A 12,269-nucleotide genomic window follows, 5' to 3' on the forward strand; every position below is an offset into this window, starting at 1 on the left:
TCGGGACAGATCAGTCCTTATTATTCTCGCAAGCCTGGTTAGCGATACCGCAGCTTGTCTTGCAAGCGCTCTGGCAAGAAGTCTGGCACTCGCCGCATCCGCCGTTTTCTACGCTCTCAACCATATCGCGTGTCTCTAAAGTCATAATGTGCTTCATATCATATCCTCGCTTTCAATATTTACAACACGTATGCTGTGATCACATCCACAGTCCTTTTTATCATAACTATTGTCAGTGCCCATGTCAAGCCGCTCATGGTCAGTCTCAGAGGAATATATAAACTTATCTCTGTCAGGGCTGTTTTCTAATATATCAAGTCTGCTGCTGTTTATACGTTCTCCTGGAATGATAAAGGGGATCCCCGGGGGATAAGCATAGACATATTCGCCTGATATCCTGCCAAGGGCATCTCTTATGCTGACAATCTCAGACGCTGCTTCTAAAGCTTTTCCTATAGTCATAGGGAACTGGCGAAGGCTGTCAGTTAGGGGAGAGGGCTCTGATAGGCTCTCCTCTCTCGAGGAAAAAGCTTCCACTGCCTGGAAGGCGGTCATATCGCCATCATCTTCAGACAGCCTCTTTGTATGGAGCTTTGGTCCATCAAGCAGGGCATCTATGCTCCTGAGGTAACTATATAGCTCCTCAAAGGCCTTTTCGTCATCGGCAATTGTTGATATCAGGAGGACATTGCTGCCCAGACTGTATTCAGTCTCAAGCCCGTATTTATCACGCATGATATTTGAAAGCTCTTGTCCGCTGCCCCTAAGATTTCGTATGAGGAGCTTGGACGGATCATAGTCGTAGATCTCACTATCATCTGCGCTAAACAGCTCCAGATTGTGAAGCTCTTTCATATTGCCACGGAATAGTGTAAGGCTATTTCTTAATTGGCGAAAGGCCTCTTCTTTGTGCTTCTGAAGATAGTCTATGCATCCGTCAATTGATTCCATGAGCAGGTAGGAGGGAGAACTGGTCTCATAAACATCCAGCCATCTCCTGATCTGATAATCCGTTATCAGTTTGCCCCTCCTGTGAAGTATGGCTGTCTGGGTAAGTGATGGTAATGTCTTATGAAGGCTCTGCACAGCTATGTCCGCTCCCTGCATGATGGCGGAAGAGGGCCAGTAATCGTCTCCCAGGCCCAGGTGGCTCCCATGGGCTTCGTCAACCATAAGAGGGATATTATGTCTGTGACAGATTTCTGCCAGGTTTTTTATATCGGATATGATACCCTCATAACTGGGACTTGTAATGATCACTGCTTTGCTTTTTGGATACTTTTTCAGCAATCCTTTAAGATCAGACGGCGAGATGCTGGAGAATATCCCAAAACGGCTATGAAGCTTTGGCCATATCCAGTGGACAGTATATCCACGGAGCATGATGGCGTTAAAAACTGACTTGTGGCTATTGCCTGCAGCTATGATCTCACTTTCTGCGGGAGCCAGGGCAGATATTGCAGAGAGATTGCCCACAGTTGAGCCCCCCACCAGAAAATATGATCCATCAGAGCCAAAGAGCTGTGATGCCCTTTCCTGGGCGCTTTTAATAATGCCTTCCGGTCTGTGAAGGTCATCCGTCCCGGTGACCTCTGTAAGATCGTGGCCATAGGGAAGGTTTGCCACAGGCCATAGCTGCCTTTTGTGACCAGGCATATGCCAGGGATATAGTCCCTTATCTATGTAGTTTTGGATATCGCGGGATAGATTACCGCAGGATGGCTCATTATGCATATATATCCTACTTTTATCAGCAGATCCTTGGAAGGCCCTGGCCCTGAAGGATATCAATGAAGCGTTTGCCGCCAATTTCGGTATTCAGCACTACCTGACCGGGATGATCAGCACAAACGCGGCCTACAATACAGGCGTTTTCTCCATATTTGCTATTTCTGATGATTTCCAGAGCTCTGTCAGCATCTTCGGAGTCAACAATTGCAAGGAGCTTTCCCTCATTTCCCATATAGATGGGGTCCAGTCCCAGGAGCGCACAGAAGTCTTTGACCATGGGGTTGACGGGTATGGAGTTTTCTTCTATTTCAAAGCCAGTCCCGGAGCTTTCTGCCAGCTCTTTGGCTACTGTTCCCAGTCCGCCTCTTGTGATATCTCTCAAAGTATGGATCCTGATACCGTTATCTATCAGCTTAAGTGTCATATCAGTCAAAGGGGCATTGTCGCTTTCGATACTGGTAGCTATGCTCATGCGTTCTGAAAGAATAGCAGCATGATGATCTCCAAGATTACCTGATACGATAATAAGGTCTCCCGGGCACGCATTGGCAGAGGAAATATCAACTCCCTCGTCGACAAAGCCGACTCCCGCTGTATTGATATAGATCTCGCCCTTTCCTTCTACAACCTTGGTATCACCTGCCACGATGATGACGCTGGCTTCCCTGGCAGTTTCAGCCATTGAGGCTACTACCTTTTTGAGAAGCTCTATATCAGCCCCTTCTTCAAGGATAAAGCCGCAGGTTATGTATTTGGGACGGGCACCTCTCATCAGAAGGTCATTGACAGTGCCGCATATACATAGTCTTCCTATGTCTCCCCCTTTGTATACGGAAGGAGTGACCACAAAGCTGTCTGTAGTCATGGCTATTTTGCCTGCGCCATCCACAACGGCGCTGTCTTCCATCTGGTCCAGTACCGGATTATCAAAGGCCTGGGCAAATACTTCTTTAATAAGTTCTCCTGTTGAGCGACCTCCGCTTCCGTGGGCCATGGTAATAAGCTTGTCTGTCATAATGATCCTTCTATTGTATTATTAATCTCTTCTGTTATTGGCATAATAGCTGTAGCATCCACCTTCGGTGGATACCATGCATGCTCCTTGGGGACTGGTAGGGGTGCAGACAGTGCCAAATAAGGGGCATTCATAGGGCCTTAGCCTTCCCATAAGTACACGGTCACAGCAGCATGCTTTATTGATCTTGGCATCGCCTGTAAGATCGTAGCTGCCGGCATCAAACCTGGAGTATTCCTTCCTGAGTACGCGGCCTGAACCTTTGACTACTCCTATTCCCCGCCATGCAGCATCGGCTTTTTCAAAGTATTTATCGATCAGAGCCAGAGCTTTTTCATTTCCATCGGGATTTACTACGGATGGGTAGAAATTTATGACCTTTCCTTCTCCCCGTGCCTTGACTATACCGCAAAGGGCTACAAGGATCTGCCTGGCAGTAAAGCCTGCAACTCCAAAGGGTATAGAGTAGCGAGCGGCTATTTTATCAAAGCAATTAGAGCCTGTGACAACGCTTACATGGCCGGGGGCCAAAAATCCATCTACAGGGGCATCGTTTTCCATAAGCCATCCTATTACTTCCGGCATAGTCTTGAGGGCTGTCAAGAGTCTGACATTCTCTATACCCTCTTCCATAACTGCCTGCATCATAAGGGCATATACAGGCATTGTGGTTTCAAATCCCACAGCGGCAAAGATATAATTGCTGTCCTTGTCATTGCGGGCCAGGTCCAGTATATCCATGGGACTGTATACCATTTTGACCCTGGCTCCCTTGCCTGCCGCTATGGACAGGCTTTCACCGCTCCCAGGGACCCTGATCAGATCTCCAAAAGTAATGATACAGTTATGCGGGTCTTTGGACAGCTCTATCAAGCGGTCTACATATGCAGAGGTAGTAACACATACAGGGCAGCCGGGACCTGATATGAGATGGATTTTGGGAGATAACATGCCGGGGATGCCATTTTTGGCTATTGCTCCCGTGTGGCTCCCGCAGACCTCCATGATGTTCATATCAGGGCCGTCATAATTTTTTAGATATTCTGCGATATCTCCAATATTCATGATTCTAACAGCTCCATGATGCTTTCTATTTCTTTGGCTTCATCTTCAGATACCTTCTGCAGGATACAACCTGCATGTACCAGGACTTTGTCTCCCGGTGTCACATCTACCAGCCCGCTTCTGGCAATGACTTCATTGCCATTGAAGCTTACTCTTGCTGTTTTATCTCCAACCTCGATCACTGTTCCTGTTGCTGCTACGCACATATTATTTCCTGCTTTCGTTTTTGTGTGTGTATTCGGACAGATATAGCTGTCCAAGGGCCAGTCCCCCATCTCCCGGAGGGACCAGATTGTTTCCAAATACTATAAATCCCTTCTCTTCCATGGACCTTCTTAGGCTTCCAAATAGTATCCTGTTGGCAAAGCTTCCGCCGGATAACAGGGCTATATGACTTTCGCCCTCAGTATTGGGGACGGGCAAAAAGGGTTCGTCCTTTATCATTTGTGATATTTTAAGGCTTGCCTTGGATAAAGCCAGGTGCATGGCAAGTGCTATATCATCTGCATTATATCCCTTTATAAGAAGCTTTGCTATATCAGCAATGAGCGCAGAGCCATCTATGTATAATAACTTGTCAGATGATATTATCCTGGCTTCCAAAAGGCTCTCTGTCTGATCACCCCTGCGGGAGTTTAAAGCTCTATTTGCAGCTATCTCCAGCTTCACCGGGCATTCTCCTTCGTAGCTGTTATAGGCAGCTATTCCTAAAAGAGCTGCTGCGGCGTCAAACAAGCGGCCCATGGAGCTTGTCACAAAGCATGATATATTGCTGGTTATAGCTGACTCTATAAGACCAATGTTTGCTATCTTTCCCCGGCTAACTGCATCAAACAGAGATTTATCAATATAGCCTCTTTCTCTGGCATCTATAAGATAAGCCGCAAGAGGCAAAGATGCATCTTTGGAGGCGTTGTCCCCTCCTGTCATGACAAGGGGATAAAGCGAGGCTCTCTTGACATGATCAACAAGGCGTCCTTCTTCATCAACATATAACTCCCAGAATTCACTGCCCCATATATTCCCATCATCTCCGTAGCCTGTGCCGTCAAAGCTAAGGCCTATGATATTACCTCTAAGGTGCTTTTCAGCAATGACTGATGCTGTATGAGCCAGGTGATGCTGGACCTTGGTAATACTCTTGAAGTTTTCTGTAGCATGACGTGAACTCACATAGAGCGGATGCTTGTCGCAAACTGCCTTTTGGGGATATATATCCAGGATGGCAGACATATGCTCTATGCCTTTAAGCTTGGATTCATAGGCTCTGATATCGTCCTGGTCTGAATAGTGCGCAGACAGATATGCGCTGTCTCCCCGTGCAAGTGCAAAAACAGATTTAAGATCCCCGCCCTCTGCGATTGTATCCTCTTTAAGAGCAAAGGGCAGCTTTATGGGCAGAGGTACCAGTCCTCTTGCTCTACGAAGTATCTGTACCTGGCCATTGTTGATCTGGTAAATTGAATCATCCAGGGGGGTCATGATCTTTCGTTCATGACTGAGCATAAAGGATATGCAGTCTTCCAGCAAAGGACGCATTTCATCGGGATCAGTAATTATGGGCTCACCTCCCCTGTTGCCACTGGTCATGACAAGGGGGCCGGTTTCCATTGTGAGAAGTATCTGCAGGGGATTACAGGGAAGCATGGCTCCAATCCTGTCGCTGCCTGCAGTTATTTCAAAGGGCCATGCAGGAGCGTCCTCTCTCTTGGCCAGAAGGACAATGGGCCTTGCGTCAGATAAGAGGAGCGCTTCTTCAGCTTCTGACACGCTACAGAAGCGCCTGATGCTGTCCATATCAGGAAATAATACTGCAAAAGGCTTACCTTCTCTGTGCTTCCATTCTCTAAGGTGAAGGGCAGCGCTCCTGCTTTTTGGGTCAAAAGCAAAATGAAAGCCGCCTATATCAAGAATGGCGCCTATCATACCTTTTTTCAGGTATTCTATCGCTTTTCGAAGAGCTTCATCCCCCTCAAGGTGCTCTTGATCCTTCTTTGTCTCAAATATAAGCTGAGGGCCACAGCTGTGGCAGGAAATAGTCTGAGCATGGCGCCGTATAGATCCCCTGGCCTTGTATTCTACGGCACATTCAGGACACATGGGGAAAATATCCATACTGGTGCTATCTCTGTCATAGGGGACAGAATGCATAATAGAATATCTGGGGCCGCAGGAAACGCAGCTTATAAAAGGATACCTGTACCTTCTGTTAGCAGGATCCAATAGTTCCCTTTTGCAATTATCACAAACAGGTAGATCCGGGGGCAGGATCCGTTGCTCCCCTCGACTACCGCTGCTCTCTATGATAACGAACCTGTCTGTATTTGTGACATTTGAAATCTTTAACAGCTGATGTTCTATGGAGGTAACGATGGCTCCCGGAGGCGGAGAGTTTTTGATCCTGCTTTCAAACACGCAAAGTAAGTCCGCACTGCCAAGGGCATCGATTATCACGATGCCTCCGGCATTGCGGACTGTACCTTTGATATCAAGTTCTTCTGCTGTTTCAGCAACAAAGGGCCTAAAGCCTACACCCTGTACCAGGCCGTATACTGTGATACGCCATACCTCGGGATTTTTCACCTTTGTACCTCTTGTAGTCACTGTTTACAGTTTATTTGCCATCGCCTGCATTGGTAGCTGCAGCATTTGCTGCAGGAGCAGCGGGCTTTTCTTCTTCCGGCGGTCTGTCATAGTGCTCTATGCTCTTCTCCGGTCCCGGAGTCTGATAGCCGGGAGCCATATGAAGGCATTTCTTGGGGCACTTGAGAGTGCAGTAACCGCACTGGATACAATCATATCTGTTTATTTCCCATGTTCTGGCAGCTCTGTCTACCTTAATGGCGCCTGAAGGGCAATTGAGGGCACATATGGTGCAGGAGATACACTTTTCAATCTCGATCACTACGTGACCGCGACTTCCTTCAGGATACACAGCCGGTTCAGCAGGATACTTGGTAGTAACAGGCTTCTTAAACAGGTTGCTCAGCATGGTGGTCTTAAATGTCATAAATCCCATGATCTAAATCTCCTTATTGATCTATAATCAGCGTTCTGTACAGGAAATACAAGGATCAATGCTGACAACCAGAGGACCTACATCTGCATAATCAGCGCCCTTTAAGGTCTCACACAGAGGCGGTATATTGGCAAATGTAGGAGTTCGGATCCTCATACGATCCAGGATCTTGGTGCCGTTACCTTTGACATAATATACAGCTTCTCCTCTGGGCTGTTCTATACGCATGAAATATTCACCCTTGGGGAATCCGATAGCCTTGGCTTCCAGCTCACCTTCAGGGATCTTATCAATAGCCTGTCTGATAAGATCGATACTCTGGTAGAGCTCTCTGATACGAACGTCCAGTCTTGCATAGCAGTCGCCGTCATTTGAGATAACAGGCTCAAAATCAAGCTCACCATATGCTGCATAGCCTGTAGTCCTAAGGTCAGCTGTTATTCCGCTGGCTCTTGCGAAGGGACCTACAGCGCCAAGATCATGAGCCTCTTCTTTGGTCAAAAGGCCGATGCCCTTTGATCTTGTCTGTACTGAATAATCTCCCAGGAAGGTCTTCTCGATATTTTTGACCTCCTTTTCAACGATCAGTATCTGGTCTTTGATATATGCAAGCTTATCTGCAGGAATATCTCTTATTACTCCTCCAACTTTATTAACAGAGAAGATAAGTCTACTTCCACAGGTCAGCTCATGGAGATCCAGGATTCTCTCTCGGATCCTCCATGATTCATAGAAAAGGCTTTCAAATCCAAAAGCGTCTGCTGCAAGACCCAGCCAAAGAAGGTGGGAATGCATTCTGCCCAGCTCGGCCCAGATTGTACGCAGATATCTTGCTCTTGCAGGTACTTCTATATTCATTACATGTTCAATAGCTTCCACATATCCCAGGCCATGTCCGAAGGAGCAGATACCACAGGTTCTCTCTGCGATATATACCATTTCGTTAAAGTCTTTTTTCTCTACCAGTCCCTCAAGACCTCTGTGAATGAAGCCTATATTAGGAATAGCTTCACTGATTATCTCGTCTTCTATTACAAGGTCAAGATGGATAGGTTCGGGAAGGACCGGATGCTGAGGTCCGAAAGGAACTACACTCTTCTTACCCATTAGTTGTTCCCTCCTTTGTTTTCTTCTTCGGTTTGAGCTTCGGGAGCGGGCTCTGCGGCAGCTTCTGCACGCTTTTTAGCTTCCGCTTCTTCCTGAGCCTTCTTTTCCAAAGCGCCTTCCGGAAGCATGGGAGCTTCCTTCTCTATGCGATAAAACTTACCATGGAAGTCCAGATCGATCATCTCTACGTTTACATCATAGAGCTCTGCGATCTCGTTCTCATAGAAGATAGCATAGGGATAGATCTTGCATATACTGGGCACTTCCTCGTAGAGGTCGATCACTACGCGCAGTACTGTGTACTGGAAGCTCTCATCATCTGCAAAAGAATAACTCAGCTCATACTTTTCATTGATATAGGAAACACAGATTTGTGACAAGCGAAGACCGGCTTCCTTCTTTTTCATGACTTCAAAGAGGAGCTTATCCAGGGCTATTGTTTCCTGAATAGGTTCAGGATTTAATACCTTACACATTTGCAGCTCCTTTCTGACTGCGCATAAGCGCATCATGTTCATCAGACCTCTGCTGGAAGAGCTCTCTGGCCTGGATGATACCGTCGATTATGGACTGGGGCCTTGCTGCACATCCCGGAACATAGATATCTACAGGAATTACCTTGTCAGCTCCGCCCAAGATATTGTAGGTCTCCTTAAACACGCCGCCTGTGCATGCGCATATACCTACTGCTACAACCACCTTGGGTCTGGGCATCTGATCATAGAGCTGCTTTACAACAGGAGCATTCTGAGTATTGATACCTCCGGTTATCAGAAGGATATCAGCCTGCATGGGGTCTCCTGTGTTCTCTACGCCCAGTCTCTCTGCGTCATATACAGGAGTCAGACTTGCCAGTACTTCTATATCACATCCGTTACAGCTCGATCCGTCATAATGGAGGAGCCACGGGGATCTCTTAATATTCATGGATTAACTTCCTTTCCTCTAATCCGGTATTGTTACCGGGCATCGTTAACGGATCAGCATAAGTGCCATGAGGTTAACGCCTCCGGCAAGTAATGTTACTATCCAGCTGAGCTTTAGCATATCCTGCCACTTCATACGAGCTGAAGTGTTGTCGATGAGGATCTCCAGGAAATAGGTGAGTAAGATCACGATAACTGCTGCAAGCCAGCTCCATGGATTCTTGTTAACGATAAATAGTGCCTCAACACCCAGCATCAGGATGATCTCGTACCATTCAGTGATCTGGAAGAAGGCCAGATTCTTGGCACCCATTTCTGTTGTGATACCCTTGACAAGCTCCTGGTGAGGATGATGGGACTGAGCGCTGTCAAAGGGAGATTTTCTCATCTTGATGGTCAGTACAAATACAAAAGCAATGAAGAAGCCGGGCATCTTAACGATGGCACTCACATCTGAGTTCATGATCCCATGTACATCAAAAGTACCTGTTGTGAGATAAAAACCCACAGCGGCAAGCAGTACAGCAGGTTCATATGCCATATCCTGTACCAGCTCTCTGAGGGCACCCATAGTACTCATAGGTGATCCTGAGATAACTGCTGAGAAATAAAGGAATACAGCAGATGTGGACAGGACAAAGAGGACCATGAGAAGGTCAGTTCCTGCAAAGAACATACAGCCTGTCATAACGGTAAGGAGCAGATATGACAAAAGCAGGAAGTTCTGTGATTTCTCAACTACGATCACCTGCTTCTTCCAAAGCTTGATCACATCATATATAGGCTGTAATATCGGAGGGCCAACACGGCGCTGCATCCTGGCGGATATTTTTCTGTCAAAGCCTTCCATGATCGCTCCGCACAGAGGGGCCAGGAGGAGATAACACATCATAGGTATAAGTTGATTCATATCATTCCACCTCCCAGAGCTGAAGCAATTATCATACACATCATAATAATGATAACCGCGGTTGTAATGGCAATGCTGGGGTTCATCAGCTTTCTCTGTCCGCAGATATCCTTAAAGTAGAGATTAGCAAGTACCAGCTCTTTTTCTGCACCCATAGATCCCATAAATGCATCATTTTTGCCGGTATTGATACCATTCATATAAGAGAGCTTCTTATTGGTCTTGACGTTCTTCTCATAAATATATGCAAGGAAAGGAACCGCAAAGAAGAAGCATATCAGGATTATCAGGATGTAAAGAACATTATTGCTGATAACCTGGTTGGACTCAGAGAACATCTCCATAAGGAGAGGCTCTACATATACGGATGATAAAAACGGGAACAGAATGCAAAGTGCCAGCATCAGTACCGCGTGTATGGAAAGAGATATCATCTCGTTCTTCTTGGTTATATCCCTTACAGGAGGACGATTGGTATGAGCAATGAGCTTGCCCAGCCACTTGGTCCAATAAAAGGATGTTGTAGCAGAACCAAAGCAAATGAAGAATACAAGGATTATATTATTCTCATCAACTGATGCCTTAAGAGCTGCCCACTTGGAGATCAGCATACCAAAGGGTGCCAGGAACATACCGCATATTCCGATGAACATGAAGAGTGCCAGTACAGGCAGTCTGTAAAGGAGGCCATGCATCTCTTCTACGTCCCTGCTGTGAAGTGAGTTTTCTGTTGCACCTATATCCTGGAAAAGAAGGGACTTGGATACAGCGTGGAATATCATCAAAAAGCATCCTGCCCAAATTGTCTCAGGCCTTCCAACGCCGGCGCAGGCTACCATAAGTCCCAGATTGGAGATAGTAGACATGGCCAGTACTTTCTTGCCGTCGCTCTGAGCAATGGCCATGATAGAAGCTGACAGGAATGTAAAGCCTCCAATAAAGGAGATCATGGTACCTGTCATATTACCGGACATCGCAGGAGCAAGGCGGAAAAGAACGTAAATACCTGCTTTTACCATGGTCGCTGAGTGGAGAAGTGCTGATGAAGGTGTAGGTGCCACCATCGCTCCAAGGAGCCATTTAGAAAAGGGAAGCTGAGCAGCCTTGGTAAGGGCAGCAAAAGCAATAAGAGCGATAGCTACCTGTACAGAAGCAGGAGCCTGTCCTGTTCCCTGCTCAACTAATACGCTAAGTGAAGCGGTTCCCTGATCAAGGGCAAAATATACTATTCCCACGCAAAGAGCACAGCCGCCAAGCAGGTTCATCCATAAAGCCCTGAAAGAGTTGTGGATAGCTTCCTCCTGCTGGGTATAGCCAATAAGGAGGAATGAACATACGCTGGTGGTCTCCCAGAAGAGATCGATCCAGAGAAGGCTGTCTGAAAGGACAAAGCCAAACATAGCTCCAAGGAAGATAAAGAGTATCATGAAGAAATAGTATCTTCTGTCAGGAATCTCAGTGTGATAGTGCTGATATCCATGCATATATCCTACAGCATAGATCACAATAAGGCTGCCGATGATACCGATGATGATACACATGAGAATGGAGAGATGGTCAACCTTTATATGGCTGATAGCATCAAGCTCCGGGCCTTCCAGCTCAAGCCATGCAATGACGGCTGTAGGCACAATAGACAGGAGACTGACCCAGGGACGGTTGTATTTGAAGCTAAGGAAAGTTACAACCAACATAAGGAGGATCTCAGCCCCTAATATAAAATGATCTACCAGCTCGGTCTCAACATAAAACTCGGCCGGCGCAAAACCGTTCATGCCCCAATGAACAGTAAGTACTCCAGTCATAAGCATAATGATGACCGCGCTGACGTAAGCTACTGCATTCCTTATCTTATTGATCCTGATACAGAACATGAGTACAGAAACAACAAGTGGAAAGCATATCAGAAACGGTATTTCCCACATATCCATTTCAATTGCTCCTTTCCTTTATTTATTCGCATTTACTAAAGTACACCGTTTTTATATATAAATCTAGTTAAAACTTTCACAAAAACTAATGGAATACAAATGTTTTTTATGCTAAAGTAAGCATTAACTGTGGGCAATAACAAATCCGGCCTGTCTGTGGTAGCCTCCATTGCCGGTGAAAAGAGCGGAAATATGCATGAACTAAGTTACATCACCCGTCTATGTAAAATTGCAGAAGCTACTGCCGTAGAGCAGAATGCAAAGTCAGTAGATACTCTGTCCATACAGGTTGGTGAGATGACAGGTCTGATCCCCGAATATCTTCAGCGTTATTATCCGGGCGTAGTCAAAGGCACCATACTAGATGGCTCAAAGCTTGAAATAGAGTATTTGCCGGTCAAAACAAGGTGCTCTGATTGCGGGGAGCTATACCATCCCTGCAAGGACAATTCCTATCTCTGCCCTAACTGCTCATCTCCTAAAGGCGAGATTATAAACGGCAGGGAATTCCTCATCAAAAATATGATCATTGATGACTAATATGCTCATATTCTTTGAGCGGTTT

General features: G+C 46.3%; 13 protein-coding genes. 1 reads left to right on the forward strand and 12 read right to left on the reverse strand.

Annotation, left to right across the window (positions count from 1 at the left end):
- Nucleotides 1-10: 10 nt before the first annotated feature.
- The 12 genes from scfA to G636_RS0108560 are packed head-to-tail and all read right to left on the reverse strand — an operon-like array spanning nucleotide 11 to nucleotide 11,704.
- On the reverse strand, nucleotides 11-157 hold the full coding sequence (gene scfA / locus G636_RS17890) for a six-cysteine ranthipeptide SCIFF (RefSeq protein WP_035779266.1): 147 nt from the start codon (nucleotides 155-157) through the stop codon (nucleotides 11-13).
- Entirely contained in the window at nucleotides 154-1,734 is a 1,581-nt protein-coding gene (locus G636_RS0108510) for an aminotransferase class I/II-fold pyridoxal phosphate-dependent enzyme (RefSeq protein ID WP_026507704.1), read from the reverse strand. The genes scfA and G636_RS0108510 overlap by 4 nt, the downstream gene beginning before the upstream one ends.
- Before the next feature lie 16 nt (nucleotides 1,735-1,750).
- Entirely contained in the window at nucleotides 1,751-2,746 is a 996-nt protein-coding gene (gene hypE / locus G636_RS0108515; RefSeq protein ID WP_035779269.1) for a hydrogenase expression/formation protein HypE, read from the reverse strand.
- A 21-nt stretch (nucleotides 2,747-2,767) separates the two neighbouring features.
- Nucleotides 2,768-3,811, reverse strand: a complete 1,044-nt coding sequence (gene hypD, locus G636_RS0108520) for a hydrogenase formation protein HypD (protein WP_026507706.1) — start codon at nucleotides 3,809-3,811, stop codon at nucleotides 2,768-2,770.
- Nucleotides 3,808-4,017: a HypC/HybG/HupF family hydrogenase formation chaperone gene (locus tag G636_RS0108525; RefSeq protein WP_026507707.1), complete on the reverse strand. Its 210-nt coding sequence runs from the start codon at nucleotides 4,015-4,017 to the stop codon at nucleotides 3,808-3,810. The genes hypD and G636_RS0108525 overlap by 4 nt, the downstream gene beginning before the upstream one ends.
- A 1-nt stretch (nucleotide 4,018) precedes the next feature.
- Nucleotides 4,019-6,394 carry a carbamoyltransferase HypF gene (gene hypF, locus G636_RS0108530; RefSeq protein WP_026507708.1) on the reverse strand — a complete coding sequence of 792 codons (2,376 nt, stop codon included), beginning with the start codon at nucleotides 6,392-6,394 and terminating at the stop codon, nucleotides 4,019-4,021.
- Nucleotides 6,395-6,425: 31 nt separating this feature from the next.
- Nucleotides 6,426-6,830 carry a 4Fe-4S dicluster domain-containing protein gene (locus G636_RS0108535; protein WP_051226761.1) on the reverse strand — a complete coding sequence of 135 codons (405 nt, stop codon included), beginning with the start codon at nucleotides 6,828-6,830 and terminating at the stop codon, nucleotides 6,426-6,428.
- 27 nt (nucleotides 6,831-6,857) lie between these two features.
- Nucleotides 6,858-7,937, reverse strand: a complete 1,080-nt coding sequence (locus tag G636_RS0108540) for a hydrogenase large subunit (protein WP_026507710.1) — start codon at nucleotides 7,935-7,937, stop codon at nucleotides 6,858-6,860.
- Complete coding sequence (locus G636_RS19525) at nucleotides 7,937-8,413, reverse strand: NADH-quinone oxidoreductase subunit C (protein WP_051226763.1); 477 nt, start codon at nucleotides 8,411-8,413, stop codon at nucleotides 7,937-7,939. Before G636_RS19525 ends, G636_RS0108540 begins: the two co-directional genes overlap by 1 nt.
- Nucleotides 8,406-8,864, reverse strand: coding sequence for an NADH-quinone oxidoreductase subunit B family protein (locus tag G636_RS0108550; RefSeq protein ID WP_026507711.1), 459 nt, complete (start codon nucleotides 8,862-8,864; stop codon nucleotides 8,406-8,408). The genes G636_RS19525 and G636_RS0108550 overlap by 8 nt, the downstream gene beginning before the upstream one ends.
- A gap of 45 nt (nucleotides 8,865-8,909) precedes the next feature.
- The gene (locus G636_RS0108555; protein WP_026507712.1) at nucleotides 8,910-9,773 is read right to left on the reverse strand and encodes a respiratory chain complex I subunit 1 family protein; all 864 of its coding nucleotides are present in this window, start codon (nucleotides 9,771-9,773) and stop codon (nucleotides 8,910-8,912) included.
- Nucleotides 9,770-11,704, reverse strand: a complete 1,935-nt coding sequence (locus tag G636_RS0108560; protein WP_051226764.1) for an NADH-quinone oxidoreductase subunit 5 family protein — start codon at nucleotides 11,702-11,704, stop codon at nucleotides 9,770-9,772. Before G636_RS0108560 ends, G636_RS0108555 begins: the two co-directional genes overlap by 4 nt.
- A 129-nt stretch (nucleotides 11,705-11,833) precedes the next feature.
- On the opposite strand from G636_RS0108560, the gene G636_RS0108565 reads away from it, so the two are divergent.
- Nucleotides 11,834-12,244, forward strand: a complete 411-nt coding sequence (locus G636_RS0108565; protein ID WP_051226766.1) for a hydrogenase maturation nickel metallochaperone HypA/HybF — start codon at nucleotides 11,834-11,836, stop codon at nucleotides 12,242-12,244.
- Nucleotides 12,245-12,269: the final 25 nt, after the last annotated feature.

It is taken from the genome of Butyrivibrio sp. MC2013, assembly GCF_000424585.1.
In the GTDB taxonomy this organism is placed as follows: Bacteria; Bacillota; Clostridia; order Lachnospirales; family Lachnospiraceae; genus Butyrivibrio.